This window comes from Allobosea sp. P2_A10, assembly GCF_056405115.1.
This window is the reverse complement of record NZ_JBFUCS010000005.1, coordinates 267,164-289,541: the sequence shown is the minus strand read 5'-3', so window position 1 is coordinate 289,541 and position 22,378 is coordinate 267,164. Positions and strand designations below refer to the sequence as shown.

At 64.3% G+C, this 22,378-nt stretch carries 17 protein-coding genes and 4 pseudogenes; 14 read left to right on the top strand and 7 right to left on the bottom strand.

Annotated elements, in window-relative coordinates:
• A partial coding sequence (locus AC1DZY_RS10410) for an ATP-binding protein (RefSeq protein ID WP_476820039.1) occupies window positions 1-91 on the top strand: 91 nt, incomplete at its 5' end.
• Window positions 92-343: 252 nt separating this feature from the next.
• Here the strand turns inward: AC1DZY_RS10410 and AC1DZY_RS10405 are convergent.
• A pseudogene (locus AC1DZY_RS10405) lies at window positions 344-1,164 on the bottom strand (IS5 family transposase).
• Between the two features lie 605 nt (window positions 1,165-1,769).
• On the opposite strand from AC1DZY_RS10405, the pseudogene AC1DZY_RS10400 reads away from it, so the two are divergent.
• A pseudogene (locus tag AC1DZY_RS10400) lies at window positions 1,770-8,330 on the top strand (Ig-like domain-containing protein); the annotation flags it as partial.
• Here the strand turns inward: AC1DZY_RS10400 and AC1DZY_RS10395 are convergent.
• Window positions 8,288-8,944: a hypothetical protein gene (locus AC1DZY_RS10395; protein ID WP_476820038.1), complete on the bottom strand. Its 657-nt coding sequence runs from the start codon at window positions 8,942-8,944 to the stop codon at window positions 8,288-8,290. The pseudogene AC1DZY_RS10400 and the gene AC1DZY_RS10395 overlap by 43 nt on opposite strands.
• Between AC1DZY_RS10395 and AC1DZY_RS10390 the strand changes: the two genes are divergently transcribed.
• Complete coding sequence (locus AC1DZY_RS10390) at window positions 8,862-9,068, top strand: hypothetical protein (protein WP_476820040.1); 207 nt, start codon at window positions 8,862-8,864, stop codon at window positions 9,066-9,068. The two genes, AC1DZY_RS10395 and AC1DZY_RS10390, sit on opposite strands and share 83 nt — an antisense overlap.
• A gap of 14 nt (window positions 9,069-9,082) precedes the next feature.
• Here AC1DZY_RS10390 and AC1DZY_RS10385 read toward each other — a convergent pair.
• Window positions 9,083-9,805, bottom strand: a pseudogene (locus AC1DZY_RS10385) (transposase); the annotation flags it as partial.
• Window positions 9,806-10,010: 205 nt separating this feature from the next.
• Here AC1DZY_RS10385 and AC1DZY_RS10380 point away from each other — a divergent pair.
• The 4 genes and pseudogenes from AC1DZY_RS10380 (at window position 10,011) to AC1DZY_RS10365 (ending at window position 12,455) form a co-directional block, all read left to right on the top strand.
• A complete protein-coding gene (locus AC1DZY_RS10380) occupies window positions 10,011-10,289 on the top strand; it encodes a hypothetical protein (protein WP_476820025.1) in 279 nt (92 codons plus the stop codon).
• Window positions 10,220-10,681, top strand: a pseudogene (locus AC1DZY_RS10375) (phosphomannomutase/phosphoglucomutase); the annotation flags it as partial. The gene AC1DZY_RS10380 and the pseudogene AC1DZY_RS10375, both read left to right, overlap by 70 nt.
• A 53-nt stretch (window positions 10,682-10,734) precedes the next feature.
• The gene (locus AC1DZY_RS10370; RefSeq protein ID WP_476820037.1) at window positions 10,735-12,156 is read left to right on the top strand and encodes a mannose-1-phosphate guanylyltransferase/mannose-6-phosphate isomerase; all 1,422 of its coding nucleotides are present in this window, start codon (window positions 10,735-10,737) and stop codon (window positions 12,154-12,156) included.
• Window positions 12,156-12,455, top strand: a complete 300-nt coding sequence (locus tag AC1DZY_RS10365) for a hypothetical protein (RefSeq protein WP_476820024.1) — start codon at window positions 12,156-12,158, stop codon at window positions 12,453-12,455. Before AC1DZY_RS10370 ends, AC1DZY_RS10365 begins: the two co-directional genes overlap by 1 nt.
• 163 nt (window positions 12,456-12,618) lie before the next feature.
• On the opposite strand, the gene AC1DZY_RS10360 is transcribed toward AC1DZY_RS10365, so the two are convergent.
• Entirely contained in the window at window positions 12,619-12,801 is a 183-nt protein-coding gene (locus tag AC1DZY_RS10360; protein WP_476820023.1) for a hypothetical protein, read from the bottom strand.
• 487 nt (window positions 12,802-13,288) lie between these two features.
• On the opposite strand from AC1DZY_RS10360, the gene AC1DZY_RS10355 reads away from it, so the two are divergent.
• Entirely contained in the window at window positions 13,289-14,716 is a 1,428-nt protein-coding gene (locus AC1DZY_RS10355; protein WP_476820022.1) for an exopolysaccharide biosynthesis polyprenyl glycosylphosphotransferase, read from the top strand.
• Window positions 14,717-14,876: 160 nt separating this feature from the next.
• Window positions 14,877-16,001, top strand: a complete 1,125-nt coding sequence (locus tag AC1DZY_RS10350) for an AGE family epimerase/isomerase (protein WP_476820021.1) — start codon at window positions 14,877-14,879, stop codon at window positions 15,999-16,001.
• Window positions 16,002-16,058: 57 nt separating this feature from the next.
• Here the strand turns inward: AC1DZY_RS10350 and AC1DZY_RS10345 are convergent, their stop codons facing one another.
• A complete protein-coding gene (locus AC1DZY_RS10345) occupies window positions 16,059-16,277 on the bottom strand; it encodes a hypothetical protein (RefSeq protein ID WP_476820020.1) in 219 nt (72 codons plus the stop codon).
• A gap of 351 nt (window positions 16,278-16,628) precedes the next feature.
• Between AC1DZY_RS10345 and AC1DZY_RS10340 the strand changes: the two genes are divergently transcribed.
• The 4 genes from AC1DZY_RS10340 to AC1DZY_RS10325 all read left to right on the top strand — a co-directional run bounded on the left by AC1DZY_RS10340 (window position 16,629) and on the right by AC1DZY_RS10325 (window position 20,091).
• On the top strand, window positions 16,629-16,877 hold the full coding sequence (locus tag AC1DZY_RS10340; protein WP_476820019.1) for a hypothetical protein: 249 nt from the start codon (window positions 16,629-16,631) through the stop codon (window positions 16,875-16,877).
• 152 nt (window positions 16,878-17,029) lie between these two features.
• The gene (locus AC1DZY_RS10335) at window positions 17,030-17,755 is read left to right on the top strand and encodes an aspartate/glutamate racemase family protein (protein WP_476820018.1); all 726 of its coding nucleotides are present in this window, start codon (window positions 17,030-17,032) and stop codon (window positions 17,753-17,755) included.
• Between the two features lie 139 nt (window positions 17,756-17,894).
• Entirely contained in the window at window positions 17,895-19,343 is a 1,449-nt protein-coding gene (gene hydA, locus AC1DZY_RS10330) for a dihydropyrimidinase (RefSeq protein WP_476820017.1), read from the top strand.
• A gap of 82 nt (window positions 19,344-19,425) precedes the next feature.
• On the top strand, window positions 19,426-20,091 hold the full coding sequence (locus tag AC1DZY_RS10325; RefSeq protein WP_476820016.1) for a GntR family transcriptional regulator: 666 nt from the start codon (window positions 19,426-19,428) through the stop codon (window positions 20,089-20,091).
• Window positions 20,092-20,264: 173 nt separating this feature from the next.
• Here the strand turns inward: AC1DZY_RS10325 and AC1DZY_RS10320 are convergent, their stop codons facing one another.
• Together AC1DZY_RS10320 and AC1DZY_RS10315 are read right to left on the bottom strand one after the other, a co-directional pair.
• Window positions 20,265-21,083, bottom strand: a complete 819-nt coding sequence (locus tag AC1DZY_RS10320; protein ID WP_476820036.1) for a DMT family transporter — start codon at window positions 21,081-21,083, stop codon at window positions 20,265-20,267.
• 46 nt (window positions 21,084-21,129) lie between these two features.
• The gene (locus AC1DZY_RS10315) at window positions 21,130-21,939 is read right to left on the bottom strand and encodes a transporter substrate-binding domain-containing protein (RefSeq protein WP_476820015.1); all 810 of its coding nucleotides are present in this window, start codon (window positions 21,937-21,939) and stop codon (window positions 21,130-21,132) included.
• A 150-nt stretch (window positions 21,940-22,089) separates the two neighbouring features.
• On the opposite strand from AC1DZY_RS10315, the gene AC1DZY_RS10310 reads away from it, so the two are divergent.
• Window positions 22,090-22,377: a 2Fe-2S iron-sulfur cluster-binding protein gene (locus AC1DZY_RS10310; RefSeq protein WP_476820014.1), complete on the top strand. Its 288-nt coding sequence runs from the start codon at window positions 22,090-22,092 to the stop codon at window positions 22,375-22,377.
• Window position 22,378 lies beyond the last annotated feature (1 nt).

Here is a 22,378-nt window from a genome sequence, read left to right as displayed (position 1 = left end):
AATGACGACCGCGATGCTCGATCGGCTGACCCATCACTGCGACATCATCGAGACCGGCAACGAGAGCTGGCGCTTCAAAAACCGAGCCTGACAACGTCATCCTCCGTCGCGCACTGGACGCCGAAATCGCCCCGGCCGAGCAACCCCGACCAGCTCAGCCGGGGCGACATCGGCACGTCCGAGCAGGTCCCAAGGGGGCTGACATTCAACGCGATAAGAGGGCTGAGCTTCAACGCGATTTGACAGGCTTTGAAACGATCGAGCAGAAGAGTGTAGTTCGAGGCTCTGCTACAGGTCTTGGGAAACGTGCCCTATAGCTCAGCCTTAGAGTCCGTCCCGAAAGTCATGCCGCTCGTGCGATGCGGCGGATGAGGACTATGGCGGCGGCTGCGTAGAGGAAGGCCGTGGCGGAGGCTATGGTGGCTTCGGCGTCCTTCCAGAGCCGTCTGTTTCGGTTGATCCAGGCGAAGAAGCGCTCGACGACCCATCGCCTTGGCTGGACGGCGAAGCCGATCTGATCGGGCTGGCGGCGGACGATCTCGACGGCGATGCGGGTCGCGGTCGCGACGCGCGGGCCTTGGTAGCCGGTGTCCGCGAAGACCTTCTCGATGAAAGGGAACGGGCGGCGCGAGGCGGCCAGCAGCGGGCCCGCTGGAGCGCACCGTCGCGGTCCTGCACACTGGCGGGATGGGCGAAGAGGACGAGGCCGCGCCCGTCGGTGTCGACGAGGGCGTGGCGCTTGCGGCCCATGATCTTCTTTCCGGCGTCGTAGCCGCGCGGCCCGCCGGCTTCGTTGGTCTTCACACTCTGACTGTCGATGATGCAGGCGCTCGGCGAGGCCGGCCGACCGCTGCGTTCGCGATCGATCATCGGYAGCGCATGRTTCAGCGCCTCGAACAYGCCGCCGTCCCGCCAGGCCGCAAACCAGCGATAAACCGTGCTCTTGGGCGGAAGGTCGCTCGGCAGAAGCCGCCAGGCGACGCCGCCSCGCATGACGTAGAAGATCGCGTTGACGATCTCCCGCAGCGGCCAGGAGAGTGGCCGGCCTGTCCGCTTCGGCGCCGGCAGCAACGGYGCAACCAGCCGCCACTCCGCATCCGTCAAATCSGTTTCGTATCGAAGTCYCGCGCGACTATGCTGCCGGCGAGTGGCTGGGGTCCACATCGCTCGCTCCARGATGGCCTGAACAACCCCTTGGMATCACGAGCGCCCCAGCCGCTCAACCCTTTCGGGACGGGCTCTAAGGTCTCACCTGGCTCACGGACGAGCGCTGGATCGAGCCGCCTGTTCCCGTGTGCGACAAATCCCAACGCCGTGATGGCACCTTCAGCCACTCCGACTTCGCCTGTGATTACGATCGCGATCCTGAAACCTGACCGACGGGCCAAGAGTTGCGACCGCGCCAGAAACGCCTGTCGAACCGAGCCGCCGCTCATCGGTGACGATGTCATGATGCATACCGCCAGCAAGCCCGAATGCGATGCCTGCCCCACAAGCAGGACTGTTGTCCGAAGGAGCTTGCCCGCAAACTTCTGTGCTCCATCCAGGGGGGAGGCGTGACAGTGCGCGCCACGTCTTGGCCATCGATCCCTACGTCACCTGGCAACGGAGCGCATACGCATTATCCAATTTACAGAGTGAACGTTGCGTTAACCTCAGGACTAGTGCTAGCTCCTAATCGCGCATAAAGGTCTCATTCAGAACACCTGCCTTCGGGTTAGCGCAAGGGTTGGGAAACAGCCGCCGCGAGCGGCGCTCGGGGGCTGCATATGACGAATATCCTTGGCCTTGTCTTGGGCAATCTCCAGATTGGCACCAATTCTGGCGACAATCTTAGTGGATCCGACAACCGCAACGATATCGTGCTTGGCCTGAACGGCAACGACGTCATTTCGGGTCGTGGTGGCGCGGATATACTGTTCGGCGGCAATGGCGACGATCAGATCGATGGCGGCGCCGGCAACGACAGCTTGTTCGGTGGCAACGGCAACGACACCCTGCTTGGTGGTTCCGGCCGCGATCTCCTTGATGGTGGCAACGGCGACGACATTCTCGATGGCGGCGCTGACGACGACATTCTCGACGGCGGCGCGGGCAATGACCGCCTTCTCGGCGGCTCCGGCAACGACACGCTGGCCGGCGGCAGCGGTGACGATATTCTCGACGGCGGAGCCGGCGCCGATACGGTTTCCGCTGGCAGCGGCAACGACGTCGTCATCCATCGCGCCGCCGAGAACGTTGGTGTCTCGAATGTCTATGACGGCGGCTCGGGCAATGACACCCTCAGGCTTTATGTCAGCCAAAGCATCTTCAATTCGGCGCTCTTCCAGGCAGACATCGCACGCTTTCAGGCTGCACTTGCCCGCGGTTCGGCCTCGGGCGTGTTCCAGAGCTTGAACATCACCGTCACGTCGTTCGAGCGCATCGAGGTCATCATCGAGGGGGCTGCGAACTCTGCGCCCGTCGCGGTGCAGGACACAGTCAATGCGACCGAGGACACCGCGCTCGTCATTTCGCCGGCGACGCTGCTCGCGAATGACATCGATCCGGATGCAAACGACATCAGGACGCTGGTGTCGGTTCAGGGCGCGCAGAACGGGACAGTGTCGATCAACGCACAGGGCTCGATCGTCTTCCAGCCCGCCAGCAATTTCGCCGGTTCGGCCAGCTTCACCTATACGATCAAGGATGCGGCCGGACTGACCTCGACCGGCACTGTGATCGTCGCCGTCGCCAATGTGAACGATGGTCCGACCGGCACCGTTGCGATCACCGGCAGTGCGACCGAAGACCAGACTCTCACGGCCTCGAATACCTTGGCCGACGCCGATGGGATCGGCGCCGTTTCGTATCAATGGCTGAGCAACGGCGCAGTCATCACCGGAGCGACCAGCGCGACCTACACTCTTGGCGACGCCGATGTCGGCAAGGCGATCTCCGTGCGTGCGAGCTACATCGACGCGCGCGGCACCGCCGAGAGCGTGACCAGCATCGCGACCGCGGCGGTTGCGAACGTCAATGATACCGTGACAGGCGGCGTCGCGATTGCCGGTTCAGCGGTCGAGGACCAGACTCTCACTGCCTCGAACACGCTGGCTGATGCCGATGGCCTTGGAACTATCGCGTATCAATGGCTGCGAAACGGGGTTGCGGTCTCGGGCGCGACCGGCGTGACCTATACGCTCGGCGATGCCGATGTCGGCAAGGCAATCTCGGTGCGTGCGAGCTATGTCGATGCCCGGGGGACGGCGGAGACCGTCACCAGCGCCGCGACCGCAGCCGTCGCAAACGTCAACGATGCGCCGACCGGCGGCGTTACAATCTCCGGCGTCGCCAGCGAAGATCAGGTTCTGACGGCATCGAACACCCTGGCCGATGCCGATGGGATCGGCGCCATATCTTATCAGTGGCTGCGCAATGCCAGCGCCATCGGTGGCGCGACCGGCGCGACCTATACGCTCGGCGATGCCGATGTCGGCAAGGCGATCTCGGTGCGTGCGAGTTACAGCGACGCACGCGGCACGACCGAGAGCGTGACCAGCGCCGCGACGGCGGCGGTTGCGAACGTCAATGACGCCCCGGTTGGCAGTGTAACGATCACAGGCACGGCGATAGAAGACCAAACCCTCACTGCATCGAACACGCTGGTCGATGCCGACGGCCTCGGCACGATATCCTATCAGTGGCTGCGCGATGGCGCGGTCGTGTCGGACGCGACCGGCGCGACCTTCACGCTTGGCGATGCCGATGTCGGCAAGGCAATCTCGGTGCGAGCGAGCTATATCGATGGCAACGGCAAAGCCGAGAGCGTCACCAGCACAGCGACCGCAGCAGTCGCGAATGTCAACGATGCCCCGAATTCACTGAGCCTCACCGCTGCGGCGCCGGTCAACGGCGCTCCGGCAATCGCGCAGGACACGCCCGGCGCAATCGTTGGCACATTGCAGGCGACCGATGTCGATACCGGCGACGTGCTCAGCTTCTCGGTCGACGATCCGCGTTTCGAGATCTCCGGCAACAGCCTGAAGCTGATCGACGGCCAGACCGTCAGCGACGCCGGCACCCTCACCCTCAACGTGACCGTGACCGACCAAGCCGGCGCGACGCGCATGCTTGCCGTCGCGGTCCAGGTCCAGAGCGTCGATGACGGCGTGGCGGCCGACGGCTATATCGCCGGCGCGACCGTGTTTAAGGACGCCAATGGCGACGGCCTGCTCTCGGCCGGCGAGATCTCGACGACGACAGATGCAAACGGCAACTTCCGCCTCGTCGGTGGTTCGGGCCAGCTCGTCATGTTCGGCGGCAAGGACATCTCGACGGGGCTCGACTTCAACGGCTTCCTGCGCGCGCCGGCCGGTTCTTCGGTCGTTACGCCCCTGACGACGCTGGTCGCGGCCGTGCTCGCAGCCGGAGCCACGGACGTGGCCTCCGCCAACGCGACCGTGCTCGCCGCGCTCGGCTTACCCGCGGGCGTCGATCTGGCGAATCTCGATCCGATCGCGGCGACCGTCTCGGCCGACCCTGCTCAGCAGGTGCTCGGGGCGCATGCCATCGCGGCTGCGATTCAGGTTCAGAACACGATCATCCAGGCAGCCGCCGTGCTCGACGGAGCGGCCGGCGATCAGCTTGATGCGGCCGCCGCCCAGGCCGCGATCGCAGCTCAACTCGGATCGCAGCTCTTTGCCGCGCCGGTCGGTCAAGCTCTCGACCTCAGCAGCGAAACCGCGCTGTCGAACCTAATCGTCAACACCGCAACGGTGCTGTCGACCGGGCCGGCGCCTACGATCTCCGCCGCCAGCGTCGCCAAGGCGGAGGCGGTCGCCGATGCTTCGGCAAGCGTGATTTCCGCGACGAACGCCGCGATCGACGCGGTCTCCGGGCAGAGCGGAGCACAACTGCTCCAGTCGCTGGCGCAGGTCGCCTCGGTTGCCCAGAATGACGCTGCACAAGCACTGCAGACGGCCGCCACCACCGGCGATACTACGGCGGTGACGGACAACTTCACCGGGACGACGCTCACCGACGCGATCGGCGACGCAACCGTCGGCAACGTTCTCGGCGCCAACACCGCCGACACGATCAATGGCAGCAACCTTGCCGATTCGATCTATGGCTATGGCGGCAACGACTCGCTCTACGGCTTTGGCGGCAATGACCGCCTCGACGGCGGCGACGGCGCCGACACGCTTTACGGCGGCGACGGCGACGACGCTCTCTATGGCGGCCGCGGCAACGATACGCTCGATGGGGGCCTTGGCGTCGACCAGGTGCGCTACGACGAGGACGCGCTGGCGGGCGGGACGCTCGGCGTCACGATCAATCTCGACAATGGCAACGCGGCAGATGCGCTTGGCACAGCGACGGACGGCTTCGGCAACACCGACACGTTGATCTCGATCGAGGAAGCGCGCGGCACCAGCCAGAACGACACCTTCATCGGCGACAACCAGGACAATTATTTTGCTGGCGGCGCCGGCAACGACACGATGAGCGGCGGCGCCGGCTTCGACGTGTTCCGGCCGGGCGCGGGCAACGACATCATCAATGGCGGCGCCGATGCCGACGATCTCGACTATGCCGACTGGACCGGCCCGGGCGGCATCAATTTCACGCTCGGCGCGACCGGCGACGGCACCTTCATCGATCCCTGGGGCGGCACCGACACCTATACCAGCATCGAGCAGATCCGCGGCACCAACGGCAACGACACCCTGACCGGCAACAGCCAGGCCAACCGCTTCCGTGGCATCGGCGGCGCCGACACGATCGATGGCGGCGGCGGCGTCGACGAGGTGGATTACCGCCGCGACATCAATGTCGGCGGTTCGGCCGGCGTAACCGTCAATCTCGGACAGGGTTTTGCGATCGACGGCTTCGGCCAGACCGATACGCTGATCTCGATCGAGAATGCCCGTGGCACAAACGTCACCGACACACTGATCGGCAGCGGCGTCGCCAACCGGCTGCGTGGTGAAAGCGGCGACGACTCGCTCGTGGGCCTGGCCGGCGCGGACCAGCTCGACGGCGGCGCGGGCATCGACGAGGTGCGCTACGACCTCGACGCGGCGGCCGGCGGTACGCTGGGCGTCACCGTCAATCTCGACAATGGCAACGTCGCCGACGCCAATGGCGTCGCGACGGACGGCTTCGGCAACACCGACACCCTGATCGGCATCGAGGAGGCGCGCGGCACCAACCAGAACGACACCTTCATCGGCGACAACCAGGACAATTTCTTCACAGGTTTTGCCGGAAACGACGTAATGAGCGGCGGCGCGGGCTTCGACGGCTTCCGGCCGGGCGCCGGCACCGACACCATCAATGGCGGCGCCGATGCCGACGAACTCGACTATTCCGACTGGACCGGTCCCAACGGCATCACGCTGACGCTCGGCGCCAACGGCGACGGCACCTTCCTCGATCCCTGGGGCTTCACCGACACCTATACCGGCATCGAGCGCCTGCGTGGCACGATGTATGACGACGTGCTGACCGGCAACGCCGCTAATAATCGCCTGCGCGGCCTGGCCGGGGCCGACACGCTGGATGGCGCTGGCGGCATCGACGAGGTCGATTATCGCCGCGATGCCAATCGTGGCGGCCTCGCGGGCGTCACCGTCGATCTCGACAATGGCAACACCAACGACAATCTCGGCCGGGCCGTCGATGGCTTTGGCACCATCGACACGCTGATTTCGATCGAGAACGTGCGTGGAACCAACCAGGCCGACGTCATCTACGGCGACGCCCAGGCCAATTCGCTGATGGGAGAGGGCGGCAACGACCTGATTGAGGGGCGCGGTGGCAACGACACCATCCGCGGCGGCCTCGGCGACGACACGCTGCGCGGCGAGGCCGGCAACGACCAGCTCTTCGGCGAGGACGGTAACGATCTCGTTCAGGGCGGCGACGGCGACGACCAGGTCAATGGCGGCAACGGCAACGACCAGCTCGAAGGCGGGACCGGGAACGACTTCCTCTCGACCGACAGCGGCAACGACATCCTGATCGGCGGGATCGGGAACGACTCGACCTTCGTCAGCCTCGATGCAACGACGCCCGGGACGCTGTCCTATCGCGTGGTCGATGGCACGGTGCTCGTAGACGTAACCAATGCGAGCGTCGCGACGACGATCTACGAGATTGCGCCCGAGACCGGCGGTTGGCAGATGCGCGATCTGCGCACCAGTTCGCTCTACGGCACCGATCATCTTCAGGGTGTCGAGACCGTTACCTTCGGCTTCGGCTCCGCCGTGAGCCTGCAGGTCCAGCTTGGCGCGACGACATTTCTCTCTACGGATTCGCTCACAGGCAACATCACTGGCGGAATCGGCAATGAGACGCTGGATGTCGCCGCGCTGCTGCCCGGTCTGCTCACTTCGGGTACCAACGCTGGCGGCATGACCGTCACCGGTCAGGCGAATGTCGATGGCGGCCTCGGCAACGACACGCTGATCGGCTTTGCCGGCAACGATTTCCTCAGGGGCGGTGCCGGCAACGACATGCTGATCGGCAATGCCGGCACGGACACTGCCGCCTACGAACTTCCGGCCGGAACAGCCGGGACGCTCGCGGCCGTGCAGACCGCGACCGGCGTCACCATCCAGATCACCAATCTGGGTGTCACGACGTCGCTGTTCGCCGTGTCCCCGATCCCCGCCGGCGGGTATCTGGTCGAGGATCTGCGCCCGGGCTCGCCGCTCGGACTCGATACGATCCATGCGAGCGTCGAGACCTTGGCTGTTCAGGTTGCGGGAGGAGGACAGAATATCTTCCTGCCGCTGGCCGTGCAGCTCTTCACTCCTGGAGGTGTCGGCCTCCCGTCGGTGACGGGCAGCATCGGTGACGACGTGCTCAATGTCGCGACGCTGGTTCCGCAGGCGACTGCCGCCGATTCCATCTTCGTCAACGGCAATTTCGGCAACGACACGATCACCGGCCATGCCGGGGCCAACAGCCTGAACGGTGGCGCTGGCAACGATACACTCATGGGGCTCGGCGGGAACGATTTCCTCGACGGCGGCGCCGGTGCGGACGTTCTGGACGGCGGGGCCGGGTTTGACGCGGCCTCCTACAACTCGGCCACGTCGGGCGTGACTGTCGATCTGACAACGCCGGGCCTCAACGCCGGCGACGCAGCCGGCGACAGCTATATCGACATTGAGCAGATCGGCGGCTCGAACTTCGACGATATCCTGCGCGGCGACGTCGCGGACAATTCGATCTTCGGTGGCATGGGGGCAGACCGTCTGGAAGGGCGCGGCGGCAATGACAACCTTAGTGGCGGTCAGGGTGCCGATACTCTGATCGGCGGTGCCGGCAACGACTTCCTGACTGGCGACGATGCCGGCTTCTTCGCCGACGACACCTTCGTGTTCGCGACGGGCGACGGCGCCGATACGATCAGCGATTTCATCGCCGGCGCCGGTACGCTCGACAAGATCGACCTGACTGGGGTGGTAGGCCTCGATACCTTCGCGCAGTTGCAGGCCCTGATCTCGCAACCGGTGCTGGGAATGACCGTGATCAATTTCGGCAATGGTGACCAGATCACGCTTTTGAACGTCGCGCCGTCGCTGCTGCACCAGGATGATTTCCTGCTGTAAGCGTGCCGGGGTCCGATAGACCGGAACGATGCAAACGGCCACGGCAGCCCGTTGGTCTGCCCCCATCGTGTGGCCCGCTGGAAACACCAGCGGGCCTGATGCTTGACCGATATAAGCTCATACACGCATTCCGATGGATGCGATGGTGCTGAGCTGATCGTTGCGGCGGTTCCGGGCGTCGCAGACGGCCTCGATAACGAATCGTAACTGTCGAAGACGAGGTTTGAGCGCCAGTTGGCGCACAGAGACCGCGAGATGTTCTCGATCGGGTTCAATTCGGGCGAGCGCGAGGGCAAGACGATCAGCGAGATGTTTTTCGGAACGGCGGGTTTGACCATCGTGTGCCATCCGGTGCGGTCGAAAAGCACGACGGCATGGAACACGATTGAGACTGTCCTGGCGATCTCGTCGAGTTGGACCTGCTTGGCGTGGGTATCGGGAACATGGCGAGCGCCGCGCTGACGCTCCGTGCCGGGCTCGGCTGCCGTCAGGAGCGCACGAGCCACCACGGTGTGCCAATGGTCCGACGGATCTGGCGCATCGATTTGCGCACCGCGTCCAAGACCGCGTCCAAGAAAGTGCGGCTGGCATTCTCCATCAGGTGCCAGCGATCTACGACCTGCATCGCCCTTGGCAAAGCCCGCGCTACGGCTTCCCCGTATCCGCCGCCGCGATCAAGAGGGATAACTGGACAGCGGCTTGATGCCTGAGCCAGGCTGCTGACGTCGCCGGCTCCCGCTCCGGCATCAGAACCATTGGCCGACGGCGCTCAAGATCGCAGACGATCGCGTCGTAGCGGTGATTGTGTCGCCAGGTAAAGGCGTCGATGCCGATCACGTTCAATGATTTGATCGGCGTCTTTGGCACGCCGACGGACCACGCGGAGCAATATGACGTTGCTAGCCGTCAGCATCATCCTGGCCACAAGGCTCGCTGCGGGCCTGCCGCCCAAGGCGAGGCCCAAGGTGCTCGACGATAGGGTAGAGGCGCTCAGTCCGGCGTGCTCGCGCCGCAAGGACGCCGGTCTCAAAGCGCTCTGTGACGATCTGGCGGCTGCGTAAGACGCCGTCGCATCGAAAGCGCCGACCATAACCTTCAAGCTCGACACGCCGACCAGCAAGCGGCAGGTCCTTGGCTCGTCGCCAGTACCGGCTCTGGATCCGTGGCGAGATAGCTACACAATCAGGATATCGGCAGACGTCTCGGTCGCGATCAAATCAGCAAGCGCACGACTTCCTTTTCATTAGACTGCGCCGTTCTCGAAGTGGCTACCTGATGGCGTCGGCAAGTGGCGAGAGACTTGCTTCGTGACGGGCCATCGGGCAATGCACCGCGACGAGCGGATATGAACAGCCGCTGTCGAATGATGTCTCGATGTCGATCTCTCTGAAATTGGACTAGTGCGTGTATCCGGTCCCTCGTCCTCATCTTCTGTCCAACACGCTCGCGTTCGAGCCGCTCCCGGAGGTGAAGCCGACAGGCTTTCGTGAGTATGATGCGCGCTTGTTCTTCGGCGAGGAATTGAACTTTATGGGCGTTCAGGCCGTCGGACTGGGGCTGGGGACGCTGATCCAGCGCGTGGGTGTCACGCCGGAGATCGTCACCGGCCATACGGCCACTTCTTCGTCAACGCGCCATTCGGGCGCGGTTACGGCGATGTCGTGGTCACGGCCATCGCGGTGATCGATATGCTCGACCGCAATCCCGGGAAATCCATGGCGGAGCTCTATGCCTCCGTGCCGGAGACCTGGGGCACGCCCACCATGGCGGCTAAATGCGCCGACGAGATCAAGTACGAGGTCAGCGACCGCTTCACCAAGGCGATCAAGGCGCTGCAGGCCGCCGGTGGCAGCATCGCGGGCCAGCCGATCCGCGACGTCATCACCGTCAACGGCGTGCGCATCGTCAACGCCGATGGCCCCTGGGGGCTGGTGCGGACGTCGTCGAACAAGCCGGAACTCGTGGTAGTCTGCGACAGCCTGGTCTCGGATGCCCGAATGCACGATATGTTCGCCGCCGTCGGCAGATTGTTGCGCCAGAACCCAAAAGTCGGCGACCACAACCAGACGATTTGAGCCATGCGCGCCCGCATTTTGCATGCGGCGATGTTACTGCGGCCAAGGAGGCCATCTGCGTGACCAAGACCATCACCCCCGTCATCCTGTGCGGCGGCGCGGGCTCGCGGCTCTGGCCAGCCTCACGCGAGACCTATCCGAAGCAGCTTTTCGCCTTCGGCGGCGGGCGATCGCTTTTTCAGGAAACGGTGTCGCGAGTCAGCGGCACGGGCTTCGGCGACCCGATCATCGTGACCGGCAACGACTACCGCTTCCTCGTTGCCGAGCAGTTGCGAGCGCTTGGACTCCAAGGCGTGATCATGCTTGAACCGATGCGTCGCGACAGCTGCGCGGCGATTACGGCTGCCGCCGCGCTGGCCGTTTCGCGCGACCCCAAAGCGGTGCTGCTGGTGCTCGCCGCCGACCACGCCATTCCCGATCTCGCGGCATTCCAGGCGCACGCGCTGCGCGGGCTGACGGCGGCGCTGGCGGGCCGGATCGTGACGTTCGGCATCAAGCCCGGACATCCGGCGACCGGCTATGGCTACATCCAGCCGGGCGCGGAGATCGCGGGGATCGCCGGCGTCTGCGACATCGCCGCCTTCGTCGAGAAGCCTGATGCCGCGACGGCCGAGCGCTATGTCGCATCGGGTTATCTCTGGAACTCGGGCAATTTCCTGTTTGGGGCGCAGGTCTTCCTCGATGAGTTGGCGCTGCTTGCGCCCGACATCCATGGCCCGGTCCTCGAATCGGTTGCCGCCGCGCGCAAAGACCTCGACTTCCTTCGCCTCGATCCGGCGGCTTTTGCCAAGGCGCGCGCCACTTCGGTCGACTACGCCATTATGGAAAAGACCGAGCGCGCGGCCGTAGTGCCAGCGGACTTCGCCTGGTCGGATATCGGCTCATGGTCGGCGGTCTGGGAGCTGTCTGCCAAGGACGACGACGGCAACGGCGCGGAAGGCGACGTCGTTTTTCACGACGCGCGCAACTGCTATGCCTATTCGCCCAACCTGCTCGCCACGGTCGTCGGGCTCGACGATGTCGTTGTCGTCGCCACGCGCGACGCCGTCCTGGTCGCGGCGAAGGACAAGTCCGAGGAGGTCAAGACACTGGTCACGCGACTGGCAAAGATGGGCCGGCGCGAGGCAGCCGAGCATTTGAAGAACTATCGGCCCTGGGGCAACTACGAGCAGATCGACACCGGGGCGCGCTATCAGGTCAAGCGCATCACCGTGCAGCCGGCCGGCAAACTATCGCTGCAGAGCCATTTTCACAGGGCCGAGCATTGGGTCGTCGTCTCCGGGACGGCACGCGTCACGGTCGACGGCGTCGAGAGTTTGCTCGGGGAGAACCAGTCGATCTATGTGCCGCTCGGCGCGGTGCACCGGCTGGAAAACCCCGGCCAGATCGCTCTGGAGCTGATCGAGGTGCAGTCGGGCGGCTATCTCGGCGAGGACGACATCGTCCGCTACGAGGACGTCTACAACCGAAGCTGATGCAGCGGTCGCTGGCGGCAGCCGCAAAGCGACCCGCGCAGCAGCAGGCCTGCCGATCGAGGCGCGGCGTAATCGACCGCGGCGGGCGCGTTAGCCAGCCGAAAACCAACGCTGCAGATTGCCGGACGCAACGCGCGAATTCGCGCAATTTGAAGCAATCGCGTAAGGCTGCCGTAAAGGATCAGGCCGATAAAGATCGAGGTGTGGAGCACCCGGTCATGATCTATCTCGGCATCGTCTGGCTGGCCTGTACGGCCATATTCCTTGAACTGGCCGACCGGGCGCCCGTCATAGATTGACGCTACCGCAATCCAGAAGCGGTCCGGTAGTGGATGCCACCGGCTGCAGATGCTTTTCGAATGCGGGTCGCGGACAACGATCGGTCCGCCGGAGCAGCGCTGCCTCAAGCTGAGCTAGCAGCAGCGCTGTGTTGAAAAACAATGCCCGGCAAAAACCAGGTGACTAAAGAAACGTCAGCTTGGCCGCGACAAAACCCAGCAGACCAATCCAGCCAATATTAAGAAGCGCGCCGAGGCCGACAACGGCGACGGCCCAGGACGGTTTCTTCCCGGCTGTTTGCGTCTCCGACAGCCCGATTTCAGCGCTTTGAGGCCAGGCAGAGGTGTCGATGTGTGCCGTCGTCATGGCAATCTCCTCATGCACCGCGCGAAAGGGCCTGCCAAGGCGTCTTCCAAGCCCGAATTCAATGCGAATAGATGGCGTCGTCGCAGCAAGTGTTGTGCCACTCGCAACGATCTATGTTGCGTCGCACAATATGGCGCCTTCGTGACGACGCGCGCAACTGACCGACTTGCGCAATCGGGATTGGCGCAACGTGCCTGAAAATCGCTAAGGCACAGCATTCTGCGGTTGTCTGCCTTAGTCGCCGTGGATGTGCCTGGCGTCGAATATCATTCTCCCGAGCCGGCTTCGGGTTTTCAGCAGCCATTTCGCGCAATCGCCGCCGTCATGACACGGCCATTTCGTCCTGCGCTCCCCAGGCCGCTTCTGGCCTACCTCATGCTTGGGACGACGCAAACCTTTACTTGGAGTTTACATTCGGAGCCGCTTGAGCGAAAACCGGAAACGTCGTAAACGGTAGGTTAACGGCGTCAGTTGCTGGGGATTGCGCATGACCATCGAGTTGACAGCCACCGCCGGCCGTGCCGGTCGGCGGTGGTTCCGGTACGATGCGATCGGCGCGTTCGTGGCTGTCGCAGACGTCGTCATCATCGTCTCGAGCAGCCTGTTCTGCGGACTGGCCTATCGCAATCTGACGGCTGCCACGGCGATCGACGTCGAAGACCTTCTGGCGCTGGGGGGGTTGTTTGCCGCACTGTTTCTGCCGCTGGTGCAGATGCGCGGACTCTACCGGCCCATCGCGCTGTTGAAGCCACTGCGCCATATCGGCCAAATTTTTGTGCTCTGGGCCGTCGTCGCCGGGTTCCTGATGCTTGTCGGCTTTGCCCTGAAGATGGGCCACACCATGTCGCGCGCCGCGACGATCTCCTTTATGGTCTGCGGCGTACTCGTGGTCATCGGAACGCGCCTACTCTGGCGGGGCGTCATCGAGCGCGCCCTGGCGAGCGGCGCCTTCGCCACCCGCCGCATCGCCATCTTCGGCGACGCATCCGCGCTGCAGGACAACAAGCTTGCCCGCCAGCTCGCGCCCTTCGGTCTGACCGTCGTCTCCCGCGTGGAGTTTGACGCCGGTATGGGGGGAGAGGCGGTCGATGTCGTTGTGCGCGAGGCCGTGGCCTCGCTGAGAGGCTCGCATGTCGAGGAGGTCATCGTCGCCTTCGACAGGGGCCGGTTCGATCTGGCGCAGAACGTCGTCGCCGGCCTGCGCATCCTGCCACTGCCGATCAGGCTGATGCTCGATCCCGATCTCGGCGATCTCGTCTCGCGTCCGACGCAGCACCTGGGCCAACTGGTTTCGGTCGAGATGCATCGGGCGCCGATGACGGCGGGCGAGCGCGGGGTGAAACGCGCACTCGACGTTGTCATCGCCGGCTCTACCCTGTTTTTGTTTTCGCCCTTGCTAGTGCTCACAGCCCTGGCGATCCGGCTCGATAGCCCCGGCCCGGTCTTGTTTCGCCAGTCGCGCAACGGCTTCAACAACCGGTCCTTCAAGATTCTGAAATTTCGCAGCATGCGGGTGATGGAAGAGGGTGTCGACGTCATGCAGGCCTCTCGCCACGACAGCCGCGTCACGGCGGTCGGCAAGATCATCAGGCGGCTTAGCGTCGACGAGTTGCCTCAGCTGTGGAACGTCATTCGCGGCGATATGTCGATCGTCGGACCGCGCCCGCACGCGATCGCGCATGACACGCATTACGAAAAGCTGATCGGCGACTATCCCTACCGGCAGCACGTCAAGCCCGGTCTGACCGGGTGGGCGCAGGTCAATGGCAGCCGCGGCGAGACACCGACCATCAACAGCATGGAGAGGCGGGTAGAGCTCGACATCTGGTATGTCGAGAACTCCAGCATCTGGCTCGATTTTGTCATCATGGCGCGAACGTCCATTTTGCTGCGGAACGTCAAGGACACTTACTGACGTTTTGCCTGCGGTTGAGTCGCACTGCTATCGGCCGCGACTCGCCGCATAATCGGTCTATGCGTCCAGACCGGAAAACCATCCCCACAACACGCTGTAGACCCGATAACCGTGGAACCGTCGGACGCGGTCACGCTCTAAACGTCGCAGGGATGCTAGAATGATCCGAATGTCGGAGCCGCTGAAGCGGTGGACCATTGATACCGCCCTGCCATTCTGGTCCGTGGCCGGGGTCGATCAGAAGACCGGCGGCTTTTTCGAGCGGATGACGGAGAGCGGCGAACCAGACCGGGCCGCCTCGTTGCGGGTTCGCGTCCAGGCCCGCCAGATTTATGTGATGTCGCATGCCGCGCTGCTCGGCTGGCTGCCCGGCGGCGTCGCAATCGCGCTTCGCGCCTTCGATCGGCTTCTGAAGACGGCGCGCTCGCCGGACGGCGCGCCAGGCTTCGTGCATCTGCTTCATGCCGACGGTTCGGTCGCCGATAGCAAACGCGACAGCTACGACCATGCCTTTATCGTGCTGGCTTGCGCGTGGTTGGCGAAAGCCAGCGGCGAGGCGCGCGTTCGCGCCGTGCTTGAGGAGACGCTGTCGTTCATCGCTGCTGATCTGACCGCGCCTGACGGGTCTTTGTTCGAGGGCCTGCCGCGCAGCCTGCCGCGCCGTCAAAACCCGCAGATGCACTGGTTCGAGGCCGCGCTCGGCCTGCACGAGACGGTGGCTCATCCCGATGCGGTCGCGATGGCGGCGCGTGGCATCGCGCTGCTGGAAAGCCGGCTCTACGACCCCGCCAGCGCCACCATCGGCGAGTATTTCGATGATGACTGGAAGGTCGCCACCGGGCGAGAGGGCGAGGTGATCGAGCCCGGCCATCTCGCCGAATGGGTCTGGCTGTTGCGCAAGGCCGAGCCGGTGCTGGGGCGCTCGACGGCCGATCTGGCGCAGGCGCTGCTGCGCTCGGTGTCGCGGTTTTCGAGCCCGGGCAGCGGCCTGCTCGTCGATGAGGCGCTGCGAGGCGGCGAGGTTCTGCGCGGTACGCGCCGGTCATGGCTGCAGACGGAACTCGCCAAGGCCCATCTCGCGCAAACCGAGCGCGGGATAGCAGGCGCCGCGGAGCAGGCAGATGCCGCGCTGCGGCATCTGTGGGAATTATATCTCGGGAAGCCGTTCGCCGCCGGCTGGATCGACCAATTGGACGAGCAGGAGAGGCCACTTGCGGGTCCGGTCTCGGCCAGCACCTTCTATCATATCTTCGTTGCCGTCGTGGAAGCGGATCGGCTGTCCTGAAACGAAGCGGATCGACTGTCCTGAAACCGGCCGGCGGTCGCGCGCGCGACGGTTGCGCTAGCTGGACGTCTGCTTTCGCGCGTCGGCCCGGTCGGCGCGCCGGTAGACAATGCCGGGCAATGCGTTCGGGGACCGGATGAAGAATTTTGCGGCTGCGAGAAGCACCATCCCGCCCAGGATCAGCGGCCAGCCCAGGCCGACGCCAAGAATGATCGCGACGTCATGGAGGCTCGACTTGCCGGCGGGCAATTCCATGATGCTGTTGATGATCAGCAAGGCGCCGATCACGCAATAGATGCACAGGAATGCGAGTGTCATACGGACATCTTGCCGAAAAATGAGTGCGAAGCATAGAATTTGAGCGATATGTGTAAATAATTGTAACCTCAAATTCAAGCAATCGGAGATTGCGCGTGGGGCGTCGCCGCCCAGGTTTTGGGCAGTGGAGCGACCTGCATAAACGGGCGGCGTTATCGTGCCGTCGGAAGCCTCATTTCACGCGTGCACCGAAGCTTCTGCGCATAATGGTCGCAATCATGTTGCGGTGCACGCTGTCTGGCCTTTATCTTGCTGCGGGTACTCGCTGATCGCGTCGCAGGGAGTTTGCCGATGGCCGGGGGAGAGCAGATGAACCGCTTCGTCTGCCGCGATTGCGGCTCGCCATCGATCGTGATCCCGCCACGGCTGGTTGACGAGGCGCCGGTGTCATGCGGCGGCTGCTACAGGGTGATTTCGAGCTGGAGCGAGTACAAATCCCGTATCAGCAGCCTGATCGTATCCGAATTCGACACGATCCCCGGGTCGTCGCGCACCTGCATCGATCCGCTGTCTGTCCGGCTGTTGCCGCGCGAGATCAGCATCTGCCAGCCGGCCTAGCCGGCGAAGCTCGCAATGGCCATCGCGACGCCGATGTCCCAAAGTGGTTGGCGAGTCTCGATTCGAGATGCCGATGCTTGTGGCGGCGAGAGGTTGATGCAGGGTTTCATCATCGAGAGCACCCGGTCCGGCCGGCCACCAGGCATTTTGCCATGAGCCGCGGCATCGCGCGTGGTGGCAAGGCGATCTATGGCGCGCCGCTTGGCATCCTGATGCTGGAGGCGCACTTTCCACGCATTCCCGGCGATATGGGCAATGGCACGACCTGGCCGTTTCCGGTGCTTTATCGTGTCGTGACAGGGGCAAGTCCCGACCGGGTCGTGCTGCAGGGCGCGGCAGGCTTGCTGCCCGATTTTATCGCCGCCGCGCAGGATCTGGTCAGGCTCGGTGCGGAGGCCATCACCACCAATTGCGGGTTCCTGTCGCTGTTCCAGCGCGAGCTCGCTTCGGCCGTCGGCGTGCCGGTCGCGACTTCCTCGCTGATGCAGGTTCCGTGGGTGCAGGCGACATTGCCGCCGGGCAAGCGCGTCGGGGTCGTCACGGTGAGCGCATCGAGCCTGACGCCGGCGCATCTCGCCGGTGCGGGCGTGCCGCTGGATACGCCGGTGACCGGAACCGAGAATGGCCGCGAATTCTTCCGCGTGCTGATCAAGGCGGAGAAGGACGATATGGATGTCGACCTCGCCGAACAGGATGTCGTGCAGGCCGCGCGCGATCTCGTGGCTGGTCATCCCGAGGTCGGCGCGATCGTGCTCGAATGCACCAACATGCCGCCCTATGCCGCGGCGGTGCAGGCCGCGACCGGGCTGCCGGTCTATGACGTCTACTCGCTGATCACCTGGTTCCATGCTGGCCTGAGACCGCGCGTTTTCGCTTGAGCCCGGCGCGTCGCGGCGATTGCATTCCGATCCGTTTCCAGCAGAATGAGCGCACTCTGCATACAGAGTGTATTTTCAAGCGCCAGATTGGTAGCGGGCGACCGCGCCGTCCGGCGGTCGCGCTACTCCAGGACTTTGCATGGCTTACGACCTCATCATCGCCGGCGGCACGATCGCCACCGCGTCGGATACTTTTTCCTGCGATATCGGGATCAGGGACGGACGGATCGCGGCGCTCGGACATGGACTGGGGGCTGCGACCGAGACGATCGACGCCAGCGGCAAGCTAGTCCTGCCGGGTGGCATCGACAGCCATGTCCACATCGCCCAGCCGAGCGGCGAGGGCATCGTCATGGCCGATGATTTCGCCTCGGGCACGCTCTCGGCGGCCTTCGGCGGCAACACCACCGTCATGCCGTTCTGCGTGCAGGAAAAGGGCACGAGCCTGCGCGAGACGGTGAAGGCCTATCACGGCCTCGCCGACGGCCAGTGCCATGTCGATGTCGCCTTCCATCTCGTGATTTCAGACCCGACCGAGCAGGTGCTGGGGCAGGATCTGCCGGCGCTGATCGAGGATGGCTACACCTCCTTCAAGGTCTTCATGACCTATGACGGCCTCGCCCTGAACGACCGCGAGATGCTCGAAGTGATGTCGGTCGCGCGCGAGACCGGCGCGCTCGTCATGGTCCATGCCGAAAATTACGACGCGATCCGCTTCCTGACCGACCGGCTGGAACGCGGCGGGCACATCGCGCCGAAATTCCATGGCACCTCGCGGCCTATTCCGGTCGAGCGTGAAGCGACGCATCGCGCGATATCGCTCGCCGAACTCGTCGATGTCCCCGTGATGATCGTCCATGTCTCGAACCGCGAGGCGATGGAGGAGATCGCGCGGGCGCGCTCGCGCGGCCTCAAGGTCTATGGCGAGACCTGCCCGCAATATCTCGTGCTGACCGAGGCCGACATGGACGGGCTCAACATGGAAGGGGCGAAATATGTCTGCTCGCCGCCGCCGCGTGACCGGGCCAGCCAGATCGCCTGCTGGGAGGGGCTGGAGAGCGGCATCTTCAACGTCTTCTCCTCCGACCATTGCCCGTTCCGCTATGACGACCCGGCCGGCAAGCTGACGCCGAAGGGCCGGACCTCGTTCCGCTGGGTGCCCAACGGTATCCCCGGCGTCGAGACAAGGCTGCCGATCCTGTTCTCGGAGGGGGTGGGCAAGGGCCGGATCACGCTGAACCAGTTCGTGGCTCTGTCATCGACCAACCACGCAAAGACCTATGGCCTGACCCATAAGGGCTCGATCGCGATCGGCATGGATGCCGACATCGCGATCTGGGATCCCGACCGCGAGGTTACGATCAGCCAGTCGCTGCTGCATCACGGGGCCGACTACACGCCCTATGAGGGCATTCAGGTGAAGGGCTGGCCCGTCACCACGATCGTACGCGGGCAGGTCGTGGTGCAGGACGGCGCGCTCAGGGGCAAGCCCGGCCAGGGCATGCATATCGCCCGCGAGCGCTCGGCGCTGGCTGCGCCTTCCGGACGGCTGCCGACCTCGTTTGAACCGGCCGGGCGGCGGGTATGAGGTCGCCCCGACTGCCGGGGCTTGATAGCAGCGGCGTGCGGGTTCAAAAGCGCGTTTGCAACCTGAGCACGAAGACTGCGCCATGACCCTGATCGAGCCGGCCGAAGCACCCGAGCAGACCGGCGGCTACAACCTCTCCAACCTCGCCTACAGGGCGGTGTCGGAGATGATCCGCGGGCGGCGTCTCAAGGGCGGCGAGCTGATCGTCGAGGCCAAGCTCGCCGATGTGCTGGGCATCTCGCGCACGCCGCTGCGCGAGGCGCTGCAGCGGCTGGAGGGCGAGGGGCTGGTGGTCAAGGCCGCCAACCGCTCCTTCATGGTCCGCAATGTCGATCTCGGCGAATATCTGCAGAGCCTCAAGGTCCGTGAAATCCTCGAAGGCGAAGCGGCTTTCCTCGCGGCGGGGCGGCTTTCGCTGTCGAAGCTGCTGATGGTGCGCACCGAAATCGAGGAACTGATGGCGGCGACGACCTATCACACCGACGCGCATTGGCGTTCCGACGACACCGTGCACGGGCTGTATATCGATGGCTGCGGCAATGCGGTGATGGGGAACATGATCCGCTCGCTGCGCGTCACGACGCGGCTGTTCGAGATCGCGCGTCTCGCCGACCGTGTCGGGCAGGATGCGGTCGAGCATCTCGAGATCGTGCTGGCGCTGGAGGCGGAGGACGCCAAGCGGGCACGCAAGGCGGCGCAGGCGCATATCAAGAGCCTGTCGAAATACTCGTTGGCGAATGTGTCCTGAGCGATCTGCTCCGATCGTTCCACGACCTCCGTCGTCATTCCGGGCCAGCGCAGCGCAGACCCGGAATCCATCGTAGGGCCTAAGTCTTCGCAGGGATGGCTCTACGATGGATTCCGGATCGGCGCCGCTTCGCGGCTTGTCCGGAATGACGCGCACTTCTGAAGCCAAGATCCTCACGCTCTCGACCGGATCAGCGCGACGCCGCTCGCGATCACCACGCCCGCGCCCAGCAGCGTCGCCGGCGTCGGCACTTCGCCGAAGACGACATAGCCGAGCAGGCAGGCCGCGATGATCTGGGTGTAGATCATCGGCGAGACGATCGCGGTCGGGGCCATGCGGAAGGCCTGAATCAGCAGGAGATGGGCCAGCGTGCCGAATGCGCCGCCGATGGCGAGCAGGCCCCATTCCCACGCCGCCATGCCAGACCACGACCAGGGCAAAGCGAGCGTCGTGATCAGCAACGCGAAGAAGCCGACATGGAAGAGCATGGCGAGCGGGTCTTCGTCTCCTGCGATCGCCCGCGTCAGGACATGATAGCCGGCATTGGCCAGCGCCATGGCGAGCGGAAAGACGAGATGTCCGCCGGCCTCAGGCGCTCCGGGCTGCAGCGCGACCATGACGCCGACAAAGCCGATGACGATCCAGAGCCAGCGCCGCCAGGACGGTCGCTCGTGGAGGAAGATGGAGGCAAGGATCGTCGCGATCAGCGGAGCCGAGAAGGTGATCGCATAGGTCTGCGCCAGCGGCATCGTCTTCAGGGCCAGCACGATGAAGACGGTAGTGCCGACCAGCATCGCACCCCGGCAGAACTCGATCAGAGGGTGGCGCGTCGCCAGCATCCGCCGCGCTCCAAGAAACGGCATCAGCGCGACGAGATAGACGACCTGAAAGAGATTGCGGCCCCACGCCAGGAACAGCACGTCGTGGCGCTGCGCCAGCGATTTCAGGATCGAGTCGAGGCTGACGAAGCAGAAGGTCGCAACGACCATCAGCAGCGCGCCAATCAGGACGGCGCGCTGCCGGGGAGGGGGAGCCGGATCAGAAATAGGGCGTGAACCCGGTCGGGTTGATCATCTTGATGCCGAACCACTTCACCCAGAGCGCATCGGTGCGGCCACGACGATGCATGTCGAAGATCGCGACATTGAGCCAGTCCTTCAGCCCGGTCGAATTCTTGGCGAGGCCGAAGCTGCAATAATAGACGTCGACCGGCGTCTCGACGACCTTCCACTTCACGTCCTTGAAGCGGTTCATCTGCTCGCCGACGAAATCGATCACGTCGATCATCGCGTCGCCGCGCCCTTGCGCCAGCGCCCGCACGGCGTCCGGGTAGTTGTCGAGCAGCGTCACCTTGGCCTGCTTGAGGTTGTCCTCGATGAACTTGACCGGCGTCGTGCCGCGCACCTGGATCAGGGTGACGCCCGGGCTGTCGAGTTCCTTCCAGTCCTTGTAGGGTTTGGCTTCGGTCGTCAGCACGCCGAAGACCTCGGTGTGAACAGGCACGGTGAAGTCGATCACCTTGGCGCGTTCGGGATTGCGCGTCATCGCGCCCATCACGAGGTCGATCTTGCCGGAAGCGACGAAGGGGATGCGGTCGGGCGAGCCGGTCTGGACGATCTCCAGCTTGACGCCGAGCGTCTTGGCGATCTCGGTGGCGAAATCGACGTCGAAACCGACGATCTCGTTCTTGTCGTCGAATTTGGCGAGCGGCGGCAGCGTCGGGTTGACGCCGACCTTGAGCGTGCCCGATTTCAGGATGTCGTCGAGCGGGCGCGCCTGTGCGGCCGGCGGGCTGAGCGTCGCGAGGCCGAGCAAGGCTGCGAGGCTGAGAGCGTATGTCTTGAACATGGTTCCCCTCTGGATTGTCTGGTCCGACGCCCTGATGCGCCGCCTCGTCGGCATCGTTCCGGGCTGGACAGGCAGCGCCGATTGTCTATGATTTGTATACAATATGAGTGCCGTGCAAAAGGCAAGACCACGAGGTTCGCGGATTTCGAGATGAATGCAATGCGGTTCGACAATGGCTTTCGGCGCGGCGAGACCCTGAGCTTCAGCGCCGATGGCGTGACGGTTCGCGCGCATCGCGGCGAGACGGTCGCGGCTGCGCTGATGGCTGCCGGCATGCTGGGTCTGCGCCGGAGCCCGCGCGACGGCGCGGCGCGTGGGGCCTTCTGTTTCATGGGGGTCTGCCAGGAATGCGCGGTGCATATCGAGGGCGCGTTGAAGCGGGCCTGTCAGGTTCCTGCCAGCCAAGGCCTCGTCGTCGAACTGCGGGGCGCAGTCTGAG

Bases quoted from the DNA above. Each gene is read 5' to 3' on its own strand.
- AC1DZY_RS10390 (WP_476820040.1), top strand. From the start codon at position 8,862: ATGTTCTCGATCGGGTTCAATTCGGGCGAGCGCGAGGGCAAGACGATC.
- AC1DZY_RS10395 (WP_476820038.1), bottom strand. From the start codon at position 8,944: ATGGTCAAACCCGCCGTTCCGAAAAACATCTCGCTGATCGTCTTGCCC.
- AC1DZY_RS10365 (WP_476820024.1), top strand. From the start codon at position 12,156: ATGCAGCGGTCGCTGGCGGCAGCCGCAAAGCGACCCGCGCAGCAGCAG.
- AC1DZY_RS10360 (WP_476820023.1), bottom strand. From the start codon at position 12,801: ATGACGACGGCACACATCGACACCTCTGCCTGGCCTCAAAGCGCTGAA.
- AC1DZY_RS10355 (WP_476820022.1), top strand. From the start codon at position 13,289: ATGACCATCGAGTTGACAGCCACCGCCGGCCGTGCCGGTCGGCGGTGG.
- AC1DZY_RS10350 (WP_476820021.1), top strand. From the start codon at position 14,877: ATGATCCGAATGTCGGAGCCGCTGAAGCGGTGGACCATTGATACCGCC.
- AC1DZY_RS10340 (WP_476820019.1), top strand. From the start codon at position 16,629: ATGAACCGCTTCGTCTGCCGCGATTGCGGCTCGCCATCGATCGTGATC.
- AC1DZY_RS10335 (WP_476820018.1), top strand. From the start codon at position 17,030: ATGAGCCGCGGCATCGCGCGTGGTGGCAAGGCGATCTATGGCGCGCCG.
- hydA (WP_476820017.1), top strand. From the start codon at position 17,895: ATGGCTTACGACCTCATCATCGCCGGCGGCACGATCGCCACCGCGTCG.
- AC1DZY_RS10325 (WP_476820016.1), top strand. From the start codon at position 19,426: ATGACCCTGATCGAGCCGGCCGAAGCACCCGAGCAGACCGGCGGCTAC.
- AC1DZY_RS10315 (WP_476820015.1), bottom strand. From the start codon at position 21,939: ATGTTCAAGACATACGCTCTCAGCCTCGCAGCCTTGCTCGGCCTCGCG.
- AC1DZY_RS10310 (WP_476820014.1), top strand. From the start codon at position 22,090: ATGAATGCAATGCGGTTCGACAATGGCTTTCGGCGCGGCGAGACCCTG.